General features: G+C 39.0%; 25 protein-coding genes. 21 read left to right on the top strand and 4 right to left on the bottom strand.

Going from position 1 to position 24,892, the window contains the following annotated elements; all coding sequences use genetic code 11:
- Positions 1–20: 20 nt before the first annotated feature.
- Positions 21–1,019, bottom strand: coding sequence for a helix-turn-helix transcriptional regulator (locus tag EZ437_RS01680; RefSeq protein WP_131592612.1), 999 nt, complete (start codon positions 1,017–1,019; stop codon positions 21–23).
- 323 nt (positions 1,020–1,342) lie between these two features.
- Between EZ437_RS01680 and EZ437_RS01675 the strand changes: the two genes are divergently transcribed.
- The 3 genes from EZ437_RS01675 to EZ437_RS01665 all read left to right on the top strand — a co-directional run bounded on the left by EZ437_RS01675 (position 1,343) and on the right by EZ437_RS01665 (position 3,776).
- A complete protein-coding gene (locus EZ437_RS01675) occupies positions 1,343–2,224 on the top strand; it encodes a LytTR family transcriptional regulator DNA-binding domain-containing protein (protein WP_131592610.1) in 882 nt (293 codons plus the stop codon).
- 646 nt (positions 2,225–2,870) lie between these two features.
- Positions 2,871–3,512 carry a DUF6266 family protein gene (locus tag EZ437_RS01670; RefSeq protein ID WP_131592608.1) on the top strand — a complete coding sequence of 214 codons (642 nt, stop codon included), beginning with the start codon at positions 2,871–2,873 and terminating at the stop codon, positions 3,510–3,512.
- A 6-nt stretch (positions 3,513–3,518) separates the two neighbouring features.
- A complete protein-coding gene (locus EZ437_RS01665) occupies positions 3,519–3,776 on the top strand; it encodes a helix-turn-helix domain-containing protein (RefSeq protein WP_131592606.1) in 258 nt (85 codons plus the stop codon).
- A gap of 52 nt (positions 3,777–3,828) precedes the next feature.
- Here the strand turns inward: EZ437_RS01665 and EZ437_RS01660 are convergent, their stop codons facing one another.
- Entirely contained in the window at positions 3,829–4,998 is a 1,170-nt protein-coding gene (locus EZ437_RS01660) for an ATP-binding protein (protein ID WP_131592604.1), read from the bottom strand.
- A 313-nt stretch (positions 4,999–5,311) separates the two neighbouring features.
- On the opposite strand from EZ437_RS01660, the gene EZ437_RS01655 reads away from it, so the two are divergent.
- The 5 genes from EZ437_RS01655 to EZ437_RS01635 all read left to right on the top strand — a co-directional run bounded on the left by EZ437_RS01655 (position 5,312) and on the right by EZ437_RS01635 (position 8,279).
- On the top strand, positions 5,312–5,956 hold the full coding sequence (locus tag EZ437_RS01655) for a DUF6266 family protein (RefSeq protein WP_131592602.1): 645 nt from the start codon (positions 5,312–5,314) through the stop codon (positions 5,954–5,956).
- A gap of 187 nt (positions 5,957–6,143) precedes the next feature.
- Positions 6,144–6,515, top strand: coding sequence for a hypothetical protein (locus EZ437_RS01650; protein ID WP_131592600.1), 372 nt, complete (start codon positions 6,144–6,146; stop codon positions 6,513–6,515).
- A complete protein-coding gene (locus EZ437_RS01645) occupies positions 6,494–7,072 on the top strand; it encodes a C40 family peptidase (RefSeq protein WP_225869468.1) in 579 nt (192 codons plus the stop codon). Before EZ437_RS01650 ends, EZ437_RS01645 begins: the two co-directional genes overlap by 22 nt.
- On the top strand, positions 7,069–7,440 hold the full coding sequence (locus EZ437_RS01640) for a hypothetical protein (RefSeq protein WP_131592598.1): 372 nt from the start codon (positions 7,069–7,071) through the stop codon (positions 7,438–7,440). The genes EZ437_RS01645 and EZ437_RS01640 overlap by 4 nt, the downstream gene beginning before the upstream one ends.
- A 2-nt stretch (positions 7,441–7,442) precedes the next feature.
- On the top strand, positions 7,443–8,279 hold the full coding sequence (locus EZ437_RS01635; RefSeq protein ID WP_131592596.1) for a hypothetical protein: 837 nt from the start codon (positions 7,443–7,445) through the stop codon (positions 8,277–8,279).
- Position 8,280: 1 nt separating this feature from the next.
- On the opposite strand, the gene EZ437_RS01630 is transcribed toward EZ437_RS01635, so the two are convergent.
- Positions 8,281–9,249, bottom strand: coding sequence for an MraY family glycosyltransferase (locus tag EZ437_RS01630; protein WP_131592594.1), 969 nt, complete (start codon positions 9,247–9,249; stop codon positions 8,281–8,283).
- A gap of 67 nt (positions 9,250–9,316) precedes the next feature.
- On the opposite strand from EZ437_RS01630, the gene cmk reads away from it, so the two are divergent.
- On the top strand, positions 9,317–9,997 hold the full coding sequence (gene cmk / locus EZ437_RS01625; RefSeq protein ID WP_131592592.1) for a (d)CMP kinase: 681 nt from the start codon (positions 9,317–9,319) through the stop codon (positions 9,995–9,997).
- A gap of 19 nt (positions 9,998–10,016) precedes the next feature.
- On the opposite strand, the gene EZ437_RS01620 is transcribed toward cmk, so the two are convergent.
- Positions 10,017–10,742, bottom strand: a complete 726-nt coding sequence (locus EZ437_RS01620; protein ID WP_131592590.1) for a tyrosine-protein phosphatase — start codon at positions 10,740–10,742, stop codon at positions 10,017–10,019.
- A 199-nt stretch (positions 10,743–10,941) separates the two neighbouring features.
- Between EZ437_RS01620 and EZ437_RS01615 the strand changes: the two genes are divergently transcribed.
- From EZ437_RS01615 to EZ437_RS01560, 12 genes are read left to right on the top strand one after another with little or no spacing between them, the layout of a single operon-like run.
- The gene (locus EZ437_RS01615) at positions 10,942–11,712 is read left to right on the top strand and encodes a polysaccharide biosynthesis/export family protein (RefSeq protein ID WP_131592588.1); all 771 of its coding nucleotides are present in this window, start codon (positions 10,942–10,944) and stop codon (positions 11,710–11,712) included.
- Between the two features lie 8 nt (positions 11,713–11,720).
- Positions 11,721–14,117, top strand: a complete 2,397-nt coding sequence (locus EZ437_RS01610; RefSeq protein WP_131592586.1) for a GumC family protein — start codon at positions 11,721–11,723, stop codon at positions 14,115–14,117.
- A gap of 7 nt (positions 14,118–14,124) precedes the next feature.
- A complete protein-coding gene (locus EZ437_RS01605) occupies positions 14,125–15,426 on the top strand; it encodes a nucleotide sugar dehydrogenase (RefSeq protein ID WP_131592584.1) in 1,302 nt (433 codons plus the stop codon).
- A 2-nt stretch (positions 15,427–15,428) separates the two neighbouring features.
- Positions 15,429–16,424 carry an SDR family oxidoreductase gene (locus EZ437_RS01600; RefSeq protein WP_131592582.1) on the top strand — a complete coding sequence of 332 codons (996 nt, stop codon included), beginning with the start codon at positions 15,429–15,431 and terminating at the stop codon, positions 16,422–16,424.
- Positions 16,425–16,430: 6 nt separating this feature from the next.
- The gene (locus EZ437_RS01595; protein WP_131592580.1) at positions 16,431–17,618 is read left to right on the top strand and encodes a UDP-N-acetylglucosamine 4,6-dehydratase; all 1,188 of its coding nucleotides are present in this window, start codon (positions 16,431–16,433) and stop codon (positions 17,616–17,618) included.
- Positions 17,618–18,760 (top strand): LegC family aminotransferase, encoded by a 1,143-nt coding sequence (locus EZ437_RS01590; RefSeq protein WP_131592577.1) that lies wholly within the window; start codon positions 17,618–17,620, stop codon positions 18,758–18,760. The genes EZ437_RS01595 and EZ437_RS01590 overlap by 1 nt, the downstream gene beginning before the upstream one ends.
- A gap of 21 nt (positions 18,761–18,781) precedes the next feature.
- Positions 18,782–19,798: an N-acetylneuraminate synthase gene (gene neuB, locus EZ437_RS01585; RefSeq protein WP_131592575.1), complete on the top strand. Its 1,017-nt coding sequence runs from the start codon at positions 18,782–18,784 to the stop codon at positions 19,796–19,798.
- Positions 19,795–20,898: a UDP-N-acetylglucosamine 2-epimerase gene (gene neuC / locus EZ437_RS01580; RefSeq protein WP_131592573.1), complete on the top strand. Its 1,104-nt coding sequence runs from the start codon at positions 19,795–19,797 to the stop codon at positions 20,896–20,898. Before neuB ends, neuC begins: the two co-directional genes overlap by 4 nt.
- Positions 20,895–21,941 (top strand): nucleotidyltransferase family protein, encoded by a 1,047-nt coding sequence (locus EZ437_RS01575; RefSeq protein ID WP_131592571.1) that lies wholly within the window; start codon positions 20,895–20,897, stop codon positions 21,939–21,941. Before neuC ends, EZ437_RS01575 begins: the two co-directional genes overlap by 4 nt.
- A 1-nt stretch (position 21,942) precedes the next feature.
- Positions 21,943–22,632 (top strand): acylneuraminate cytidylyltransferase family protein, encoded by a 690-nt coding sequence (locus EZ437_RS01570; protein ID WP_131592569.1) that lies wholly within the window; start codon positions 21,943–21,945, stop codon positions 22,630–22,632.
- Complete coding sequence (locus EZ437_RS01565; RefSeq protein WP_131592567.1) at positions 22,619–23,899, top strand: lipopolysaccharide biosynthesis protein; 1,281 nt, start codon at positions 22,619–22,621, stop codon at positions 23,897–23,899. Before EZ437_RS01570 ends, EZ437_RS01565 begins: the two co-directional genes overlap by 14 nt.
- Complete coding sequence (locus tag EZ437_RS01560; RefSeq protein ID WP_131592565.1) at positions 23,896–24,885, top strand: polysialyltransferase family glycosyltransferase; 990 nt, start codon at positions 23,896–23,898, stop codon at positions 24,883–24,885. Before EZ437_RS01565 ends, EZ437_RS01560 begins: the two co-directional genes overlap by 4 nt.
- The last annotated feature ends 7 nt before the right edge of the window (positions 24,886–24,892 follow it).

The following is a 24,892-nucleotide window of genomic DNA, read 5'->3' as shown; positions in this document are numbered from 1 at the left end:
CCTAACTTTTTTTGACATTTTTAGATTCGGGGATTAGGATGATTTACTGCATCACTCGGAGAATAATTGAAATGATTCCTGAATTTGCGGGAGAAAGACTGAGGGTCGCCATAGCCCAACCTCTGCGAAACATCGGTCACTGATAAATGATCTTTTGCCAGTAAATAATGAGCGGCATCCATTTTTTCTTGGGTGATAAAATCCTTTAAGGTAATACCAAATCTATTTTTAAACTCACGCAGCAGTGTGCGATGACCAATGTGGTGATGATCTGCTATCTCTTCCACCTTGGGTAGCGGACCGAGTATAGCATGATCTCTAATGTATTCATAAACTCTCATCGCAATTTCCAGGGTACCCACGCTTGAATATTGATGTCTGTTTAATTGCTGTAACTGTGTCTCCAGCAGTTCACTGAACATTGCCAGGATAGCCGATTCAGTTACGAGTTTTCTTTGTTGCTGGTAACTGCCCAGTTTACGGAGTTGTACCTGCATCGACTTACTGATGTTGCAAACATGGTACAGCCTAGGTTCTGGATCCTGTTGGAGTAAGTTGTTAAAGGCCGGGTGTAGCTCCGGATAATCGCCAAAGATTTTCGCAACTAATCTGGGATGCAGTACGAAATAAGCAAGGGTGCATTTGCCTGGTAACCACGGAGAAGAATATACTCCTGCCGGAACGTAAAGGATAAAGCATTTTCCCTGATCTATGACGACTCTTTCAGGCCGTCCCTGCATCTGAAAGCTTACTTCGCCTTTCATTACATACATGAATGCCACAAAAGCTTCTTTGACGATGGTATTTACCATCACCTTTCTGGCAACACTGCCATACAGCAATGCTGTGAAGATATTGGTGCCGCTGTAGAGCTGTTTTAAGACACTTAAGTTGGCCATGACCTGATAACTCACCTTTGCATAAGAGATCTTAGGTTCAAAATCAAGTGGACATTCCTCAGAATAACTTAAATCGTTCAGTAACTCAGTCGGGTATTCAAAATCAAAAGGCTCCTTCATAAAAATAGCTTGGGTAAGAGATATTAATTTTAGTAGATATTGTAAAAGAGCTTTCCAGCAGCCGCCCTCTGAACTACTCTTTATGAGATCCGCATAAGTTTTCTCAGGGCAAGTGATGGCTTTCTTTCATAGCCGAAAGTAAACTGGCCATTTCCTAAATAAAATTATTCGCCCAGGTATTTTCGCGGCTAGTCGCAACCGGTCGCGACCGGTCGCGACTAGCCGCGACTGGAATGATTGTTCAACAACAAATATTTTATTGTATATTAACTTTTGTTAATGTTATTACATTTGCAACAACTTATATTTCGATCTAAATTAACATGGAACTAAAATCTAAATTCCAGAGAAAAGAAAAGTATAAAGATTTTTTTCTCCCTGTTGCCTCCTCTCTAGTAGCAGCTCACACAATTGTGTGTTACAAACAATCGGAAAATCCACTTGAAGTAGTATTTGTAAACGGCTATTTTCTGTCTTTGACATTTAGCTTCACGGTAGCACTGGTGCTTTTTTATGTGATAAACGTTATAAGCTGGATATTGGATAGTTTCTGCCCCTGGGAGCATTCAAAGTGGAAAAGGTTCTGGCTGCAGCTTACATTTGGTGTAGGCGGTACCATGTTGCTCCATCTGATCGTCAGTGGGAAATATTTATATAACCAGGCCAATGATATTTCCCAATCGGTATACTTTGACCAGTATTTATTTATGATGCTTAGCTTTGTCGTTGTGGTCAACATGTACTATAATGCTGAAGCAATGGTGTACTGGAAGTACTTTGGAAAACTCCCACTAAACAGGCCAGATTTGGGATTAACTATTGAGCATTACGAAACACCCCAACTCGTTGAAACTCCAATGGAGGCAATAGAAACAGAACTTACCCCAGCACTTAGGGCAGGAATACTAAAAAAGTTGAACATGTATAACATTGCACTTTTCTATTGCGAACAGGAAATTGTCTATATCAAAGAAACATCCGGCAAGATCACAGTTTGGGCTTATAGATTAAGTTCTACCATGAAAGTTCTGGATCCAAATAAATATATCAGGGTCAGCAGAACCCATATTGTGAGTCGGGACGCCATCTTGAGAGTAAACAATGAGCCGATGAAAAATAAGGCGACCATATTCCTCAAGCCTCCTTACAACGATATAATCTTTATAACAAGAAGCAATATTCATGACTTTAATGTCTGGTGGTAAAATAGGGAGCCCTCGCTCCCTATTAATCATTCGACTACTTTAAATCCTTAAACAGCTTTTCTGGCAGACCCATATATTCGCAAAATTCTTTGACGGTAATATAATGATGTTTTTCCTTTTTTAGTGCTTTACGGGCTTCTCTTAGTTTCCGCTGTGCTTGTCTAGTCCCTATTCTAAGGGGCTTACATAGATCCTTGGGATAAATGCATACTCTACTCATGTCATGGTTTGTTGTACCGCAACAGATCAGTGGCGACTGCATACCGACCCTAATCGGCATGGAACCTACGTGGCAGCAGGTTTATAAATGGTTTATTAGCTAAGATAAACATTTTCAGTGCTTTATATCGAAAAAACGACATAAAGTTCATTTTGCGACATAAAGTGCTAAATGCGACATAATGCGACATAAGGTTCAAAATGCGACATGTGCTATTTTTTTCCTTTTTACTTTCGTTCTGTGCTTTGGCTGACACCCTTTCAGCTTCGGATGAGCTTCGGGCCAGCTTCGGCTCAGGTTCGGCTCAGGTTCGGAAAAACCCGACTGTGGGCCGGTGCTGGCCCGTTGGTAGTCCGCTGTCCATCCGTAGCAGGCAGGTACACAGATTTAAGACAAATAGAACACAGATAAAAAGAAAGACTAGTTATGGCAAGATTAAAAGATGGATTATTAGGAGGGCTCTCCGGAAAAATCGGTGATGTGATCGGTTACATCCGGTATGGCAAGGCTTATGTAAAAATGAAGACCTTGAAACCCAAAAAGGAAGCAAGCTCCGGCCAGCTTGCTGAAAGAGAGAAGATGAAACTGGTTAATAATTTCATTAATTCCATGACGGAGTTTGTACGGATCGGCTTTACGCTGGAGGCTTCCGACAAGAGACATTCGGCAAATGCAGCGGCTAAATCTTATCAGATGAAGAACGCGATAAGCGGAGTGTACCCTGCTCTCGGGATAGAATATTCCAGGGTACTGTTGTGCAAGGGGCTTATTGATCCACCCCTAAATGTTTCTGCCGCAGTGCTGTCAAATGGTCTGCAGTTCAGCTGGCTACTGAGCAACCGGACGGAAGTATATCATAAGCGCAGCAGGGTGATGCTGTTGGTGTATGCACCTGCATTAAACAAATCATTCTATTCGCTGAGCGGGGCAAGGATTATGGAAAAGACGGATTTCCTGGAGTTGCCCCTAGCATTCAAAGGCCAGTTGCTCCACCTATATGCGGCTTTCCACAGCGATGACAGCAAGCAGATCAGCAACAGCACATATGCAGGAACCACTAATTATTAGACAGCCATGATCAGAAGTTTATTAATTATTATCGCTTTACTGCGGGAGTTCATCCAGCTCTGGAAAGCACATCATGAGGAGATGAGAAAACTGGCTGAAAGAGAGGTCTGGCATGACACAGCAACGGCTACGCGAATGCTTCGTGTGGGAGAGCGCACACTGAACAATTACGTACGGAGCGGCAAACTGGAAAGTAAGAAAATCGGCAAAGCGAATCTGTATCTGGAATCAAGTCTTCTGGAGGTGATGGAGAAGAAGAAATGAAGTACTCTTCATCTGGCAAAATCGCTATTATGAAGTAGCGGATGAGTGAGCTTTAAAGCCCGTTCAACGTATGCTCAAGGAAGAACCGTAAACCGCTTACCGTTGTGGTTTCATTCAAGGCATATTGCTTTTCCCCTGGCGTAATCACAAAGGCTTTTTCGATCTTCAAATCTTGCAAAATAGTATAAAACCCTCTGGAAAGTGAAGGAACAGCGGCATATTTAATTTCTATAGCTACTACGGGTTTAAGTCCGTCAACCAATATGAGATCACATTCAGCACCATTGTGCGTCCGGTAATAATACATCTCCAGATGTCTTGGCTTTAACTGATAAATCTGCTCAATGACATAACCTTCCCAGGAATCGCCGACGATTAAGTTGAGCGGCAGCTCTCTGCTGCTCCGAATCCGGTTGAGCTGGTGCAACAACCCGCTATCACGGATATACACCTTGGGTGCCTTGACTACGCGCTTTTCTACATTGATGTACCATGCAGGGAGCTGCCTGACCATGAAAGCCCCTTCCATAAAATCAAGATATCTTTTAATCGTATTGCTGGTAACGCCCAAAGCCTTAGAATAACTCTCCGCAGTCCAGATACTTCCTGTATTCGCCGCGAGCATATACCAGAAATTGCGGATCAGTACCTCAGAAAGGTTCACCCCGAACAAAAGATTAAGATCGCGCTCTATATACGCTTTGATAAAGTTTTCTGCCCATAAGCTAAACTGTTCATCTGTAGCGCTGGTCAGCGCGTCAGGAAAGCCACCCCTAAACCAGTGTTGTTCCTGCGTAATACCGCTGCTTAGGGCTTCTAATAGATTGATCGGAGACATTTCGACAAAGGCAATGCGGCCTGCCAGCGATTCAGATACACCTTTTACTAAGGCCGGGGAGGCTGAACCGGTAAGGATAAACCGACCCGCCCTCCGGTGTTGATCTATGATTGGCCGGAGCTGACGAAAAAGATCTGGCATACGCTGAATCTCATCAAGCACAATGCATGCATCCCGATACTGTTCAAACAAAAATGCAGGGTTCTGCATACGAACAATATCGTCGTCATTTTCCAGATCAAAGTAAATCACCTCGTTTATGCTGCCTTTCAATAATTCGCGTGTAAGCGTTGTTTTTCCAACTTGCCTCGGCCCCAGCAAGGCTACCGCCGGAAATGTACTCAGCATTAAAGCCAATTCTTTTTCTATTCCACGCTTGATCATGATCAAAAATACAAATTAACCATGAAAATCTGCAATATGATTTCAGATTTTCATGGTTAATTAAGGTTAATCGTCCTATAATAACAAGAAATGATTTCCTGATCACGGAAAAGTGTCGGAAAATACCGGAAACAACCTATTGGTTATTAGGTAATTACAAGATCTGTTTTTACGTTTGACCCGTTGACTTGCAAGAACAATGGCCATCTGGAGCTTCTTGAAGACTTTAAAAAACACGTAAAGTGTCTGGTCTGAAAAGAATGTGAAAGATGGGTAATTAACAGTTTTTTTAATTTTTTAAACACTCATTATTATGGGAAAATTATCAAGAGGATTCCTGGGAGGATTCCAGGGACAATTAGGAACAGCATATGGCTGCTTCTGGAGACTGATGGACTTAATCAAGGCCATGCCAAGGAAAAGTAACAAACCGCCTACGGCTAAGCAGCTCAATGTGCAGTTGCGCTGGGCACTGATTACAGACTTTTTAGGCTGGCTGGCACCGGTGATCAAGGTAGGCTATCAGAACAAGCCGAGCAACCAGTCGGCGATGAATGCTGCTGTGTCTTTTAACGTGAAAAATGCGGTGACCGGTGTGGCACCTAACTACATGATTGATTTCACAAAGTTACAGCTGAGCGAAGGGGTACTTGAAGAGGCTTCAGGCTACACGGTAGCAACTGCGATAGGCAGCAAACTTGAAGTCAGCTGGTTGGCCAGTGCCGCAGGTGCGGTAAATAGCTATGTCACGGATAAGGTCAGCATTATGGTGTACAACCTGGACAAGCACAAGTTTGTGATGCTGAAAGATGTGGCCACACGTGATGACCTGGAGTACAGCGTGCAGTTGCCTTTAGACTATTCAGGCGATACGGTACACTGCTATCTGACGCTGACAAGGGACGACGATAAGATGGTAAGTACAAGTCAGTATGGTGGTAGCTATACGATAATTTAAAATTTTAGCATTACTCCTCTGGCTCTGCATTCCTTAGGCGCTCTGAAGGGAGCGCAAAGGACGCTAAGGAGCCTTCGGAGAACGCAAAAATTTTTGTTACTAAGTATAGCTGGGAGGAGAGCAATTTCTCTCCGGCAGAGGCTGTGGACTGCAGCCTCTGCTTTAATCAATTTTTAAAATAAAAGATATGAAGAGTATAAATTTAAATAAACCGGCAGACTCCGGTTTGGAAATATTGAAAGTGGTGATGCTGTTTGTGGTACTGGCATTATTGTGGCCGCTGGCGCAGGATATCGTGCTGAGCATAGACCCGACGTCAGGTTATGTGGACCGGAGCATTCTGATTTTGGTGCTGCTGGCTTTGATCTGCTTCCTGGGGATGATCGGTTTGTGCTGGTGGTTATTGAAACGCTTTTGGATGGCATTGGGGCTGCCTGAACTGGGCGGTATGGTTTTACAATTTAATGAGCTTTTGTTATGGCAACAATTAGGATTTTACTGTGCATCATTTGCTTTGCTGTTATTGGCAGGTGTGGGATGTCTGGCAGCGATGTGTTAAAAGAACGCTTTCCTTTTGACATTACAAGTTTGCCTTTCGATACTTCCCGGTTCAGTCCATTACGATATTGGATGGGAGATAAAATGTATCAGCAAAGCAGCACATTCTTTAAGCCTAAGGTTTACAGTAAGCTGGTAGCGCTGGCGCAAGGTGAGCTTTGGGTAAGGGAGAAAACCGGCAACAATGATGGGGAAAGGGTAGAAGGGTATCTGGCTTCTGTAGGGTTGGAAAAGGGGCAGCCCTGGTGCGCTGCGTTTGTCTCTTTTATTTTTAAGCAGGCGGGGTATTCTGCTCCGCGTACAGGCTGGTCTCCTTCGTTGTTTCCTTTGCAACGTTTAGTAAAAGCTGCGGCTCCTGGAAATGTATTTGGTATTTACTTCCCGGCATTGAAAAGGATCTCCCACTGCGGTTTTGTGGAGCGGAAAGATGGAGATTGGATTACTTCGATTGAAGGAAATACGGGAATTGGAGGTGGTCGTGATGGTGATGGAGTATATCGTAGGAAAAGACACAAAAGGACTATTTACAAATATGCGGATTGGGAGAAAAAGCTATGAAACCACTATACCTACTCACAATCATCCTACTCTCAAGCTGCTCTTTGTTTAAAAAAACTACAAAAAGCAGTGCAACGAGCAGCTTCGACCTTTCTAAGCAAATAGAAGAAAACCAGCTTGCGCTAACTACAACGCAAAAAGAAACAAAGATTTATTCCCTTTGGAAGGACAGCGTCTTTTACCAATACCAGCTGATCAAAGAACAGGTAGACAATGCAAAAGCAGGTACGGTGAAAACACAGGAAAACCAGCAAACTAAACAGGAACAAACTACAAAAGAAAGCAAACCTGTTGAAACATGGATTTACGCTGGGATCATTCTGGGTCTGATCGGCTTCATCCTAATCTTTAAAAAACTAAACCTTTAATCATGAGAACACATACCACTTCAACACTTAAAGCACTAATTCTAAACGATATGGATCCTTCAAAACATACAATGACAAAACAAGAGATTGATACCTGGATTCAAATGATTCCAGGCATCTTTGGGGATATGGTGAAAACCATAAATATGTTTACCTCTATAATGAGTACTAAAACAATGGCCTGCAAGCAGATCAACCAGATTCAGCGGGAGTGTACTGTTTTGCTGGATGGCATATTTAAAGCACCTAGAATAGATAAAAACATGATCATGCTGCAGACCGCCATGTCAGGTTGCATTACCAATATTTTGAAATTAATAGAGTCTGATTATGAGAATTACATGGACTACACGGTTTATATGCCCCTGATGCATGTGAAAGGGGAAGCGGTCCAAATTGAGAGTAACCTTAAAAAGATTGTAGCAGGCTTTGAGCAGCATAAGGTCGATCAGGTATTGCAGGTAGCAGTCTTTCATTGCATGAAGGAGGTGATCCGGTTGAGAAGAATAAGTTACAGCAGAATGCGCTATGTCCAGCGGTTACAACGCCTGGTAATAGGAGAGCTGGATAATTATAAGGGAGATCTGAATGAGAAAATTTGCTCCTTGCTTTTTGATGAAGACTATAATTTCAAAGGTTTTACAGATTATTATCAGGGTTGGATCAGGAAACAATATGCAGAAGAATCAATTGAAACGAAGTACCATTTGATGATTAGCTATAAGCAGTTTTTTGAGAAGTTGGTGGCCAGAAAGGGCGTTACGCGTTATGATGATAAAAAAATGGCAACCCATAAAATCATGTATGAATTCATGGATTTGGAACTAAAGGGGAAGTAGCTTATAAAAGCAGGTAGAATAGTGTCAGCACGGAAACCTGTGCTGAAGTTAAAAGCAGACTGGCTTGAACATGAGATAACCCATAGTTTAAGAGTACGTGATGAAGATGATTTTTATCGGCCTTAAAAGGACTTTGTCTTTTCATTATACGAATGACGATAATTCTAAAAGTATCGAGGAAGGGGACGAAAAGGACTGCCGTAGTAAATAAGATCTTTTTTTCGATGTTTAGTAAGTAAGGTATCTGGCTTGAGGTAGCCGCTAGAAAACGTAGTGTTAACAAGCCAATGATCAACCCGATGGTTAGTGACCCACAGTCTCCCATGAAGATTTTATTGTTTTTTTTGGATAAGTTGAATCTTAAGAATGCAGTTAGGACACCTATTGTGATGATGCTAAGCAGGAAGAAAAACAGATCATTGTTTGTGAAAAATAACCACGCATAGGTACTGGATGCTACTATTCCGATCATTGCAGCCAGTCCGTCTATCCCGTCGATAAGATTGTAGGCATTGATGATGAGAATTAGCAGACAGACTGAGGCTAGTATGGATATGAGGGGATGAATGGTAAAGTTGTCAAAGAATCCATGAAATGAGATCCGAAAGTTGGCTGAGTGTACGACTATCAGGCCAGCTGCTACTTGCCCTGCTAATTTGACTTTTGCACTGGAATGAACCAAATCATCCTTTAGGCCGATCATGAATAGGATGGAGGTGGCTGCGATGATATTATAACCAATTGATTCATTGAGTATAACCTGGATAAATGAAATGAGCACAATAAAAATTATGTAAAATGCCACTCCGCCAAAGGGCGGGGTGCTGGATTTATGGGAACTTCTTTTGTTTACTGGGGTGACAAGTCTTTTTTGAAAAGAGACCCAGATAATAATAGGTGTCAGAATACTAACACTGATAAATGAAATAATGCTGAGAAATAGGGAAGCAAGGAGTTGGAAGTTGCTCATTGGCAAAATTATTTATTTAATGACCACAGACATTATATTTTGCTCAACTATTTATAACTTGGCTTCCATGAGGAAAAACATGGTTGTAGCCATCGATGGCTATTCTTCTTGCGGTAAAAGCACGCTTGCGAAGGCTCTGGCAAAAACACTGGATTTTATTTATATTGACAGTGGTGCGATGTATCGTGCAATAACACTGTATTTTATTAGAAACCAGGTGGATTTAAATGACTTTAAAGCAGTAGATGACGCCCTCAGAAGTATAGAATTGAATTTCCACTCAAAGGATTATGAATCACATATCACTTTAAATAACGATGAGGTATCGGAAGAGATAAGGCTAATGCATGTTTCTGACAAAGTAAGTGAGGTTTCTGCAATTAAGGAGGTCAGGTTAGAAATGGTGAAACAGCAGCAAAGGATGGGGAGGTCTAAAAATATTGTAATGGATGGGCGGGATATTGGTACAGCAGTGTTTCCTGATGCACAGGTTAAATTCTTTATGACGGCTGATCCAGGCATAAGGGCACAGAGAAGACATAAAGAAATGCAGGACAAAGGCGAAACCCAAATTACGCTTGAAGAAGTCTTTGATAGCCTGGCGCACAGAGATTATGCAGATACCACCCGTGTCGAAAGCCCACTGGTTCGCGCTGAGGATGCGATTGTTTTAGACAATACAGACCTTTCGCCGAAAGAACAGTTAGATTTTGCCTTAACAATGGTACACAGGCATATGCCTGTATAGCCTATGTTTAGATTTGATTTTAGAAGGACTGATTTTTAAGCAAACCACTATCGACTAAACGAGTGAAAAATTTAGATTCAGGCACACGCTTAAGGATCTCCAGATGCCGTACGTGGTGGATGTCTGTCCCAATGAAATCTATCATGTCCTTTTCAATTAGCTTCTCGGCAATGGAACGGATGTTTTTACCATAGTGATCTGTGAGAGACAATGCATTGACTTGTAATTCTACTCCCATCTCTTTTAATCGCGTGAAATAAGTGAATTGTTTATGAAAAAACAGGTATCGCTCGGGATGAGCAAGGATGATGTTATATCCTTTTATGCCTAAATCGAAAATTACTTCTTCAAGATCGTGTGGTCGGGAAATCTGACTAAATTCGATTAGCAGACGATTGCCTGGTAAAGGCATTACTGTTCCTTCTCCGACTTGTCTACCAAATTGTTCATCCATATAGTATTCAGAAGAAAGGTCAAGGCTAATTCCATCAGGTAGTAGACCGTCTAGCAAGGCGTGCGCCGTTTTTAATGTTTCGTGGGTGTTTGGATGGATATCCTGCAAGGTATGAGGAGTTGTGTAAAGTTTAGTGAATCCTAACTCCTTTAAGCCATTTATAATTTGTATACTATCCGCTACATCTTTTGCTCCATCATCCACTCCGGGTACTAGATGCGAATGCATATCTACACCAATATTACCAAAATCTTTTAGTTTAGATTTTCCTGAACGTTTAAAAAAGATCATTTATGCCGTTTAATTTGATTCCAGCACTAAGTTAGATATTTTTCTTAATCTGTGGCATCTTTTTTGCAGTTGGCGCTGAAATGTAACGTTGTTAGGATAAATTTATACAGGAATGCCACTTATTTAACTTTAAAATAATGTTGGATTCGATGTAAATACTATCTTTGCACCAACAAATAAATTAAACGTCTACGAGCCTATGAGACAATATTTCTACCTATTGCTCGCAACAGTGCTATTGAGCAGTTGCGGAGTAAAATATAAATCTGTTCCTTATTTTACGGATTTACCATTGGATAGCACAGTACAGGAACAGATAAGGAACCAGACGGCATTGAAAATTCAGAAAAATGATATTCTAGCCTTAACCGTCACTAGTTTAAATCCTGAAGCGAGTGCTATTTTCAATATGGGTAGTACAAGTTCTGTACAGGGTAATGGTAGTAGCAATCCTACAAATAATGCAAACGGATTTTTAGTTGATGAAAACGGCGCAATCCAGCTTCCATTGATCGGGTCGGTACCCGTGGTAGGATTGAGTACTGCTCAAGCTAGATCAGCGATTGAAAAGAAATTGTTGCAGTACCTCAAAGAACCTGTGGTAAGCTTGCGTGTCGTTAACTTCAGAATTTCTGTTTTAGGAGATGTAGCGAGGCCTGGAGTTTATCCTGTAAACAATGAACGCGTTTCTGTTGCGGAAGCGTTAAGTATGGCTGGAGATCTGACTATTACTGGTGTTAGAAATAACGTTCTTTTGATCCGCGAAGACCGGGGTGTCAGGGAATACATTCGAATGGACTTGCAGCGTAAAGATTTATTTAATTCCCCGTATTATTATCTTCAAAATAATGATGTATTATATATCCAGCCAGGTACGGCAAAATACGCAAGTGTGGATTCATCATATAGAAATGTTAGTATAGTTTTGTCCGCTTTATCGGTAATCGCGTTAATAATTAGCCGTTTTTAGTAGTAATAATGAATAAAGTAATAGATTCACATCAGGTAGAAGCAGAGGCAGAGTTAAAAGAAGTTAACATTCGCGAACTGCTAGGAACATATTTATATCACTGGCCAGTATTTATACTTGGCGTAGTATTGGCGTTAACTATAGCATTTTTATACCTTCGTTATACAAAGCCGATTTATGAAGTAAGTAGTACTTTGCTCATAAAGGATCAAAAACAGGATGGTATGTCAAAAGACATCCTGAGTGAATTGGATCTTTTTGGCGGCTCAAAGGTCGTTGAAAATGAAATCGAGGTTCTGCAATCAAAAACGCTGATGGCTACTGTTGTCAAACGTTTAAATTTGAATATAACTTTAAATGCTCAAGGAAGGGTAATTAGTACTGATCTTTATTTGGAAAGACCAGTAAATTTTCAGACTTTCGAAATGAAGGAAGATTATTTTGGTAAAGAGTGGAAGTTATCTTTTCCGAATCAAAGCCAATATATTTTAGAGGATCCTAAAACCGGGAGAAAAGTAAGCGGGCCGCTGAACCAGTTACAGCGTAATTATATAGGTACTTATAAGGTAGATAAGTCTGCCTATTTTAATAAGTATAAATCTCAAACTTTCTCATTGTTCTTTAATGACCCAGTAAAAGTAGTGAACAGTTATCTTTCTAATCTTTCTATTGCTGTAACTAATAAGCAATCTACAGTTTTGAAACTAGTTTTTCAAACGACGGTTCCTTTGAGAGGAAAGGATGTTTTAAATACATTAATACAGGTTTATAATGAAGCCTCTTTGACTGACAAAAACCGTACTACACAGAGTACGCTAGATTTTATTGATGAAAGACTAAAATTAGTAACAGGAGAGTTGGTTGAAGTTGAAAAGGATGTTGAAGGCTTTAAGAGCAGCCAGGGTTTGACAGATATAAGTAGCGAAGCAAGTTTGTATTTGGAAAATGTAAAGGCAAATGATGCTAAGATGAATGAAGTCAATTTGAAATTGAATGTCATTAAAGATATTCAAAGATATGTTGACTCGGACAGTCCACAGGAAAAGCTCCCCAGCACGTTAGGTATCGATGACCCAGTTTTATTAGGTCAGATTAATCAATTGAGTGAATTACAATTAAAGAAAATCAATTTATTAGCAACAACTCAACCTGATAATCCCATTTTTGAGTCGATTAATGAGCAAATTGACGCCACCAGAGCTGGAATAAGAGCTAATATTAGAAATATTGAGGCGTCTTTAGAAAGTAATAAAAGAAGCCTAAGCTCAAATAATGCACAATATGAAAGTTCGATCAAAAAAATTCCTGGACAGCAAAGACAGTTTATCAGTATCCAAAGACAGCAAACGATAAAAGAGAGTTTGTATTTATACTTACTTCAAAAGAAAGAAGAAGCAGCTTTGTCATACGCTTCTGCTGTCGCAGATAGCAGAGTTGTAGACCCGGCATACTCAACGACAAGTCCAATTAAGCCGAAAATTCCCTTAACTTATCTAGTAGCCTTGCTTGCAGGTATCCTTTTACCGTTCATTTATATTTATTCAAAAGAGCTATTAAATAATAAGGTGACTTCTAACAGTGATATATCAAAGGTCACTACTGCGCCAATTTTAGGGGAGTTAATGTATAACGAGGGTGACGAACAAATTGTCGTGCAAGCAAACAGTCGAAAGGCAATTGCAGAGCAGTTTAGGGCTATTAGAACTAATCTACAATATGCCCAGGGTAGTAGAGGGAATAAAAAGGGTGTGGTGACATTGCTTACTTCCAGTATGTCGGGAGAAGGAAAAAGTTTTGTGGGAAGTAATATAGCTGCGGCGCTTGCAATTAGTGGAAAAAAGACAGTGCTATTGGAATTGGATTTACGTAAGCCTAAAGTAAGTAAATATTTAAATCTAAGTAACAAAAACGGTTTGAGTAATTTTATGATAGGAAAGGCTACAGCATCTGAGATAATTCAAAATACTAGTATCTCCGATAACCTCAAAGTAATTGGTTCTGGTCCTGTCCCACCAAATCCTTCTGAACTGTTAATTGGTAAAGAGATAGAGGAACTCATAGATTATTTGAGAGACAATTTTGATGAAATTATTATAGACACACCTCCTGTAGGTTTGGTAACAGATGCCCAGATTATATCCCGGCTTGCTGATGTTACAGTTTATATTGTAAGACATGGAGTTACGTTTAAACAGCAGATTAGTCTGTTGCAGAACCTTTATAAGTTAGGTAAGTTTCCAAAAATGAATATTATCCTTAATGGTATACAGGTGACAGGAAGTTATGGCTACGGTTATGGATATGGATATGGCTATGGATATGGCTACGGATATTACTCTGATGACAACAAAACTAAAAAGAAAGGTCTAAGGACTTTCGTTAAAGATTTTTTCAACCGTTTTTAATAATAATATGCAGTTCAATATTGAGAGTTCCAAAATTGCCGTTATAGGCCTTGGTTATGTAGGCCTACCTTTAGCAGTAGCCTTTGCTAAAAAATATCCTGTGTTAGGATTTGATATAAATCAACAGCGTATTGATGCTTTACGAGATGGTGTAGACCACACCTTAGAAATCAGTGAGGATGAGCTTCAATCTGTGACAGTAAAATCACCTAACTTGAAAGGTTTTTATTCAACTAATCAGCTTGAAGATATCAGAGCCTGTAACGTTTTTATAGTCACTGTTCCTACTCCAACAGACAAAAATAATCGTCCCGATTTAACTCCTCTATATAAAGCCAGTGAAACTGTCGGTAAAGTGTTAAAAAAAGGGGATATCGTCATTTACGAATCAACTGTTTATCCCGGGGTAACTGAAGATGAGTGTATTCCTGTGCTAGAGAAGATCAGTGGACTTGTGTATAACGAGGACTTTTATGCAGGGTACTCTCCCGAGCGAATAAATCCTGGAGATAAAGAGCATACCGTTACTAAAATTTTAAAAGTAACCTCTGGATCAACCCCAGAAATTGCGGAGGTTGTTGATCAGCTTTATAAGTCAATAATTGTTGCGGGTACGCATAAAGCAAGTAGCATTAAAGTTGCCGAGGCAGCCAAAGTTATTGAGAACTCTCAACGGGACATAAATATTGCCTTCGTAAATGAGTTAAGTAAAATTTTCAACAGAATGGGTATTGATACTCATGAAGTATTAGAGGCTGCAGGCACGAAGTGGAATTTTTTGAAATTCAGACCCGGGTTAGTAGGGGGGCATTGTATTGGTGTAGATCCTTACTATTTGGCTCAAAAGGCGCAAGAGTTGGGTTATCACCCTGAGATAATATTGGCCGGTCGACGTTTAAATGATGACATGGGAGCATATGTTGCTCAAGAAGTTGTTAAACTGATGATCAAAAAAGATATCAGAATTAAAGGCTCGAAAGTTTTAGTCTTAGGTTTTACTTTTAAAGAGAATTGTCCTGATGTCCGTAACACAAAAGTTATTGATATCATCAACGAGTTAAAAACTTATAATGTAGACATTGATGTTTATGACCCTTGGGCAAAACCTGCCGAGGTATTCCATGAATATGGTATAGAGACGCAAAACGATTTTGAATTAATTCGACAAAATGAATATGATGCAATAGTTTTAACAGTAAGTCATGATGAATTTAAGCAATTGGATCTGTCATTGCTTAAGTGCGCTAATTGCGTGATATATGATGTAAAAGGGTTTCTTAATAAAGAATTGGTTGATTCAAGGCTATAGAGATGTACGAAAGCAAATACCATACTGAAGATCTCTCAGATAAAGCATTTCTAATAACAGGTGGGGCAGGTTTTATAGGTTCAAATCTGGTTGAATATCTATTAAAATATGGCGCTGGAAAAGTTAGGGTTCTAGATAACTTTTCTACAGGTTCTCATGCAAATATTGAAGAATTTAAAAAGTATCCGGCTTTTGAGCTCATCGAAGGTGATATCAGAAATCTTAAGGATTGTGAGAGGGCTGTGGACGGGATAAACTATGTTTCTCATCAGGCTGCATTGGGTTCGGTTCCAAGATCGATCAACGATCCCATAACAACTAATGAAGTCAACATAAGCGGGTTTCTGAACATGTTGGTTGCGGCACGAGATGCAAAAGTGATGAATTTTGTCTATGCGGCAAGTTCCAGTACGTACGGTGATCATCCCGGATTGCCAAAAGTTGAAGATCAGATTGGAAATCCTTTGTCACCTTATGCTGTAACAAAGTATGTTAATGAGTTGTACGTATCAGTGTTTTCCAGAACCTATGATTTTCATAGCATTGGTTTGCGTTATTTTAATGTTTTCGGGCCCAGACAAAACCCTCGCGGGCCTTACGCTGCCGTAATACCTCTCTTTATCGAATCAGCAATTAATGGGCAAGCACCATATATAAATGGTGATGGGGAGACAAGTCGTGATTTTACATTTATTGAGAATGCAGTTCAGGCGAATGTGAAGGCGATGCTTACTACTAACCTTCAAAAAGATGAGGTTATTAACATCGCTTTTGGCGAACGCACAACCTTAAATGAACTTTGGCTTAAGATTGCTACTAAAAGCGGATTGGATTTGAAACCGGAATATCGTGAAGAAAGAAGGGGAGATGTTAAACACAGCCTGGCTAATATTGAGAAGGCTGGCAGTTTAATTGGCTATAAACCTGAAATTTCGGTGATAGAGGGACTTGAAATAGCATTGGAATGGTATAAAGTAAATCTGATATATTTAAAATAAAATTACGTGGATATACTTAGTTTAATTGGTCGGAACAGAGAGCTATTCCAAGAAGATATCTCCAGGTCTGAAATTGAGTTGTTGCGGATTGTAGGGCAATCTAAGTTCTTGGTGATTGGCGGTGCTGGCTCCATAGGTCAGGCAGTGACAAAGGAGATTTTTAAGAGAAATCCTAAAAAACTTCATGTTGTTGATATTAGTGAGAATAACATGGTTGAGCTTGTTCGTGATATCAGAAGTTCATTTGGGTATATTGATGGAGATTTTCAGACCTTTGCTTTAGATATCGGTTCTGAGGAGTACGACGCTTTCATCGAAGCCGATGGATGCTACGATTATGTTCTTAATCTTTCCGCTTTAAAACATGTAAGGAGTGAAAAAGATCCTTTTACACTAATGCGGATGATTAATGTGAATGTTTTTAATACAGATAAGACCATTCAGCAGTCAATAGATAAGGGGGTTAAGAAATACTTTTGCGTCTCCACAGATAAGGCTGCAAATCCTGTTAATATGATGGGTGCTTCTAAAAGGATCATGGAGATGTTTTTGATGCGCAGGAGTAAAGATATCAGCATTTCGACAGCACGTTTTGCCAATGTTGCGTTTTCAGACGGATCTTTATTACATGGTTTCAATCAGCGGATTCAAAAGTTACAGCCAATTGTGGCCCCGAATGACATTAAAAGGTATTTTGTTATCCCAAAGGAATCTGGGGAACTATGCCTCATGTCCTGTATTTTCGGTGAAAATCGTGATGTGTTTTTTCCGAAGCTTAGTGAAAGTTTGCATTTAATTACTTTCGCTGATATCGCTGTTAAATACCTCAAAAATTTGGGATATGAGCCTCATTTATGTGAAAGTGAAGATGAGGCCAGAGAATTGGTTAAAACATTACCTCAGGAAGGTAAATGGCCTTGCTTGTTTACAAGTAGTGATACTACAGGTGAAAAGGACTTTGAGGAGTTTTACACCGAAAATGAAGTGTTGGATATGGATCGATTTCATAACCTAGGGGTAATCAAAAATTCGTTTGAAGTTAATGACAACCTGTTAAATTTGTTTTCATCAAGAATTGAGGATTTGAAAGCAAGCAAAGCCTGGTCGAAAAAGGATATTGTTGAATTGTTCTTTAAAATGATTCCAGATTTTGGTCACAAAGAGACTGGCAAATATTTAGACGCAAAAATGTAATGAAAGATATTCAAGACATTATATCATTTGTTCAGGGAGCTTTTGGTACTAAAGAGTTCATTCCCTTACATGAGCCAAGATTCAGGGGAAATGAAAAGAAGTATGTCATGGACACGATCGATTCTACATTTGTTTCTTCTGTAGGGGCTTATGTCGATAAATTTGAGGAGCTCATGCAGACCGCTACGGGCACACAGAAAGCAATTGCAGTTGTAAACGGTACTGCCGGATTGCAGGTCGCACTTAGGCTTGCCGGAGTTAAATCCGGAGATGAGGTGATCACTCAGGCATTAACCTTTATTGCTACTGCTAATGCCATCGTCTATAATGGGGCCAACCCTGTATTTATAGATGTCGACCTGGATACTATGGGACTTTCTCCTGAAAGTGTTGAGTCATTCTTAAGTGAAAATGCTGAGCTCAGAGATGACGGGTGTTATAATAAAAAGACGGGTAGTCGGATTTCTGCATGTGTGCCCATGCATACGTTTGGATTTCCAGTACATATGAATGAACTTCTCAAAGTATGTCACAAATGGAATATTCCGATAGTAGAGGATGCGGCGGAATCTCTTGGAAGTGAATACCATGGCAAACAGACTGGAAGCTTAGGCCAACTAGGTATTTTTTCTTTCAATGGAAATAAAACGATTACAAGTGGAGGTGGAGGCGCGATTGTAACCAATGATCTGCAAATTGGAACGAAAGCAAAATATTTAACCACCACAGCAAAAAAACCCCATCCATATGAATTCTATCATGATGAATTAGGTTACAATTTTAGAATGCCAAATTTGAATGCCGCATTAGCATGTGCTCAGCTGGAACAACTTGATACATTTTTGAAGAATAAGCGTGTGCTTGCCAGGGAGTATGTCGATTATTTTAATTCAATCGGTGTTAACTTTAGACAAGAATTACCTGATACAAAGGCGAATTATTGGCTAATGTGTGTAGAGTTGGAAAACAGGGATGAACGTGATTCATTTTTGAAACATACAAATGAAAGCAAAGTGATGACAAGACCAATCTGGCAATTGATGTTCAGGCTTCCTATGTTTGAAAATTGTATGAGAGATGAACAAAAGAATGCACTTTTTTTGGAGGATAGAATTGTAAATGTACCTAGTAGTGTCAGATAGATATAGAGTTTGAGAGAACATATGAATAGAAATAAAGTAGTGATAATTGCAGAAGCTGGTGTAAACCACAATGGAAATATCCAAAACGCTTTTGCGTTGGTCGATGCTGCTGTAGCTGCCGGTGTTGATTACGTTAAATTTCAGACATTTAAGGCAGATCAACTAGTTTCTGTAAATGCAAAAAAGGCCAATTATCAGATTCAAAATACCAATAATGATAAAGAATCTCAACTAGAGATGCTGAAGAAATTGGAGTTGACTAGTGAAGACCATGAGCTGATTATTCAATATTGTATTTCTAAGAATATTCAGTTTTTCTCGACAGCATTTGATTTAGAATCGCTACAATACTTATCAACCATAGGGCTCGAAATTGTTAAAGTCCCATCGGGTGAACTTACCAACCTGCCTTATTTACGGTTGGCAGCTACTTTATTCAAAGAGATAATTATTTCTACTGGAATGGCCACGACAGCTGAAATCAGTGATGCTCTCGACGTTTTTACTAATGCAGGCATTTCTAAAGATAATATTACAATTTTGCATTGTAATACAGAATATCCTACACCAATGGAAAGCGTTAATCTAAAGGCCATGCTTCATGTTGGTCAGGAATTCGGCACATCAATTGGATATTCAGATCATACACTTGGCATAGAAGTCCCGATTTCAGCAGTTGCACTTGGAGCGTCAATGATAGAAAAGCATTTTACATTAGATAAAATGATGGACGGCCCGGATCATAAAGCTTCGTTAGAACCTAATGAGTTAAAGGCGATGGTTACGGCGATCCGTAACATAGAAGTCGCTATTTCCGGATCAGGTTTGAAAGAACCATCAGAATCAGAAATGAAAAATATCGCGATTGCAAGGAAAAGTATTGTTGCAAAAATCGCAATTAAAGAGGGAGAAGTTTTTACATCGGATAACATTACAGCAAAACGTCCTGGTAATGGGATAAGCCCTATGAAATGGGATACAGTGATTGGTAATGTCGCTACAAGAGATTACGTAATGGATGAACTAATTGAAATATGAAAATTGGTGTATTAACGAGTTCCAGAGCAGATTACGGCATTTATCTATCGCTATTAAAGCGACTGGAGCAAGATCCTATATTCAATTTAGAGATTATAGCATTTGGAACACATCTCTCCAGATACCATGGATATACGCTTGATCTGATAAAGCAAGATGGATTTAAAGTTATCCACGAGGTATCTTCTCTATTAACGAATGACGATGAGTCTTCGATCTCTACAGCTTTTGGATTAACAGCACTCAAGTTTGCCGATTTCTGGACCGTCCACCAGTTTGATCTGGTCTTCTGTTTGGGCGATCGCTTTGAAATGGCAGCAGCAGTACAGGCAGGCATCCCGTTTGGAGTAAAGTTTGCACATTTGCATGGAGGCGAGACTACATTGGGTGCGATTGATAATGTTTATCGCCATCAAATAACGCTGGCATCTAAACTCCACTTTCCTGCTACCAGCCATTTTGCTAATAGAATTAAAGATTTGTTAGGGAATGCAGATAATATTTTCACAGTTGGCTCTTTATCGATAGATGAATTAAATGAGATGCCAATCTCTTCTGAGGAAGAGTTTCGGTCTAAATACGATATAAAGGGAGATTTCGCTTTACTTACGTTCCATCCTGAAACAGTTTCACCGAAGGAAAATGCGCAACATGCAGACTTTGTTTTTGAAGCACTACATAAAATATCTCAAAAAATATTATTGGTAATAACAATGCCTAATGCGGATACGTTTGGTACGGTATATCGCAGTGCTCTTTTGAAGCTTAAGAGTATTGCTGAAAGCAGAGTAGTGCTAGTTGAAAATTTCGGGAAGCTGAATTATTTCGCCGCTATGCGGTATAGTAAATTACTTATTGGCAATACCTCAAGCGGTATAATAGAGGCTGCTTCGTTTGGTAAGTATGTAATTAATGTTGGTGATAGGCAAAAAGGTCGAGCCCAAAGTGGAAATGTATTTGATATACCCTTTTCAACGGAAAAGCTAACGGATTTATTGGACACAATACTAACACGAGGGGACTACACTGGAGAGAATATTTATCATATGCCCGGGACTGTAGAGTTGATAATTGACAACCTTAAAAAGTTAAGAAAATGAGAAATTATAAAGACCATCTAATCCCATTAAATAGTCAAATTATTCAGGCGCTAGTTCAACTAGATTTTCTTGCTAAAGACGCTATTCTCTTCGTGGTGGATGAAGATGAAAAACTGGTAGGTTCACTTACAGATGGTGACGTTAGGCGGGGATTGATTAAAGGAATGGCGACCTCAGATCCAGTAAGTAGTATAATTCAGTCCAGTCCGCGATTTCTGAGAAAGGGCGAAATGGATCTTAACAAAGTTATTGAGTATCGTGAGGGTAATTTTCGAATTCTACCAATTCTGGATAAAGGGGATAAAGTTGTTAATGTGATTAATTTCAGAGAAACACGATCTTATTTACCTGTTGACGCTGTAATTATGGCGGGAGGTAGAGGAACCAGACTCAAACCTTTAACAGACCTAACTCCCAAACCATTGCTGAAAGTTGGAGATAAGCCAATTATGGAGCATAATTTAGATCGGCTAGCTTTGTATGGAATCGACGATTTTTGGTTTTCAGTTAAATACCTAGGTGAGCAGATCGAAGATTATTTTGGAAATGGAGAGAAGAAGAATGTTCAAATCAGGTATGTATGGGAAGACGAACCTTTAGGTACTATAGGTGCGGTTTCCAAAATAGAGGATTTTGAACACGACTATATTTTAATCACGAATTCTGATGTCTTAACTAATTTGGACTATGAACACTTCTTTATGAATTTCATTGAGAAGAATGTTGACTTCGCTGTCGTCACAATCCCTTACGAAGTCAATATTCCATATGCAGTTTTGGAGACTTTAGATGGTCAGGTCCAAAGTTTTAAGGAGAAGCCGACATATACATATTATTCTAATGGAGGTATTTACCTTATGAAGAGGGAAGTACTAAAATATCTACCTAAGGAAGCTTACTTTAATGCCACGGATTTGATGGAAAAATTGCTTTCTGACGGATACAACGTCTTATCTTATCCGTTAGCGGGATATTGGTTAGATGTAGGTAAGCATGAGGACTTTGAAAAAGCACAGAGAGATATCAAGCAAATAAAATTTTAGAATGAAGCCGTTAGTAATAATACCCGCGAGAGGAGGTTCTAAAGGAGTTCCAGGAAAAAACATTAAACTGTTGAATGGAAAACCATTAATCCATTATTCTATCGAGGCTGCAATTGAAAATTTCGAGAAGGAAATAATTTGCATTTCAACTGATAGCCCAGACATTAAAAGTTGTGCTGAGGCAACAGGCATTGAAGTGCCGTTTTTAAGACCGGGTGATCTAGCTACAGATTCAGCTACAACATATGATGTTTTGCGGCATGCGATCTCATTTTATGAGAGCAACGGTTATAAACCAGATGTGCTAATTTTATTACAGCCTACATCGCCTTTTAGGACTGCGAACCATATTTCTGAAGCTTTGAATGTTTATTTAAACTCTACAAATATTGATATGGTGGTTTCGGTAAAGGAAACCAAGGCTAATCCATATTACCTGCTTTTTGAAGAGGATGCGGAAGGGTTTCTTCACAAATCAAAAAAAGCGAATTTTACCTCCAGACAAGAATGCCCGAAAGTGTGGGAATATAATGGAGCGATATATATAATGAACATTCAAAATTTAAAGAAGCAGGGTTCATTAGGATTTGAGAGAGTTGTTAAATATGTCATGGATGAATTTTCATCGCTGGATATTGATACGCCATTCGATTTTAAATTAGCTGAAAGTATGTTAAATGAAAAATACTAAAGTAGCAAAACTTATAGTCGCACTCAGAAATGGTAAGGTTGCGAGTAAATACATAGGTTCCGGTTTGTTGAAAACAGCTGCCCAGGCAATTTCAGGGCTAATTGTCTTAAGATGGCTTGAACCAGAAAGTTTGGGCACTTGGCAAAGCTATACGGTATTTGTCGGATACCTGCATATTCTCACTCTTGGAGTTACAAGTGGGTTGAACAGAGAATTGCCCTATTGGCTCGGAAAAGGTGACGTTGAGTTGGGAATGGAACGTCTTAAAACTGCTGGTTATTTTACCACTGTTTTAAGTTTCAGCTTAATGTTATTGATAAGTTTAATCGCCTCTGTTTTATATATAACTAACGTTTTTAACTTAAACCAGGCAGTTATGATGGTGCTGGCTTTCTCTACTGGGGCATTGGCTATTCAAACCAATTTCCTTGGGGCCACCTATCGTTCAGATCAGGCCTTTGACAAACTTGCCAAAATTCAATTGTATATCAGTTTGTTATATTTCGCACTGATACCGCTGGTTTATTTTTTTGAACTTTGGGGCTATATTGCTTATGAAATAGCTTTGGCGGTAACACTCTATGTAGGATACCAATTTTTCAGACCCTATAGAGTTGCCTATCGCTTTTCCACAATTCAGTTAAAGGAGTTGATCAAAGTCGGCTTTCCGATGTACTTTTGGAACTATTTAGCTGCAATGAGCAGAACAATACCCAGACTAATTTTGGTTTTATTTGGGAATCCGTTACTGGTTGGATTGTTCGCTCCCGCTTCAAGTATCAACGCTGCAATGCTTAATCTACCGGATTATATCAATAGATATCTATTTCCAAAAATGTCCTACAAGTTTGGAAAGAACAATGATAAAAATGAAATATATAAGTACACCATTAAAGCAGCAATTTACTTGTTTTTTGTTATGATGTTTGGCGGTGTTGTATTGGCGTTGATCATTCCCTATGTCTTTCCTATCTTTTTTCCAAAATATGTGGATGGTGTTCTTATAGCACAAATTGTAATTTTTTCCGGGGTTTTTTACAGTATTAATGCACTTTTTCATAATGCGTTGAATAGCGTCAAAAGTTTTAAGCCCTTTAAATTCATCATTGTCCTACGTGTGATTTACATTGCTGGATTCACAATGTTGGCTTATTATTTCTCGAATGATTTATTATTGTCAGTTTCTATAGGAGCAGTGTTCGCTGAAATTTTCAATACAATGAGTTATTTGTATTTTTTTCAAAAAATTAAACTTCCAAATCAATGATTTTGATCGTAATCTTTACTCCACTTCAGTTTATCAATGCTTTGCAATTCATCGATAAGCATGATGAACCGTGTAAATTGGTAGTATTGACAGATTCACGAACAAATATTAATCAAATTAAGGAGATTGATAAAAATAACATTTGTCATTTTCCTTTTGGAAGTATGACTTCCCTCGAGAAGAATTTAATGTGGTTCTTAAAATTATCCTATGCTTCCACTTTTTCTATTGGATCGTACAGTAAAATAGTAATTGGGAATTTTAATAACATTGTTGGTTATTTTCTTGGTCTAAAATTCCATCGAAATGGAAAGAAGGTTGTTTTAATAGATGATGGACTAGCCACATTTAGAATTTATACATCCCGGAATATTCAAAAAGAGTTGACTAATGACTTTTTATTTGGAGGTGTTGCTGTAAATCTATTAAAAAAACTATTTGGAATTTCAAATAAAGAGGTAGTTTCAAACCTTACATTTTTTACCTCTTATGAGCTTAATTCGATAGCTCCACCTACAAGTGATCAGGTGGAAATGTTTATGTTAAACTCTGAAATAAATAACGCAGATTTAATTGATAAGGATGTAGTTTGGTTCATAGGATCTCCTTTGGTCAAATTAAGAATAATTGAATATGAGCTATTCAGTAAAATATTAATGGAAGTCAATAAGGCATTAGGCCAGTCTGGTAAAAAGTTAAAATACGTCTTGCACCGATCTGAAAATCCTTACAAAGATTTGGATATTGACTTCATAAGGTTTGACAAGCCACTTGAAGAGATATTCTTAAATCCAGACGGGAATCTGCCTGGAACAGTGATTTCATTTTATTCAACTGCCTTATTAAATTTAGTTAGTTTTGCTAAACACACTACTTGCTATTATATAGATATTACTAAATACCCACACAAGCCCATTACAGATATAAAGCAAGTTTACGACTATTTTAGGACGGTTCCTGATTTAAAAGAGTATGAAATTAAATAATTATATT

Source organism: Pedobacter psychroterrae (assembly GCF_004331695.1).
GTDB lineage: Bacteria > Bacteroidota > Bacteroidia > Sphingobacteriales > Sphingobacteriaceae > Pedobacter > Pedobacter psychroterrae.
Note: the sequence above shows the minus strand (reverse complement) of the source record. Positions and strands in the feature narration are given on the sequence as shown.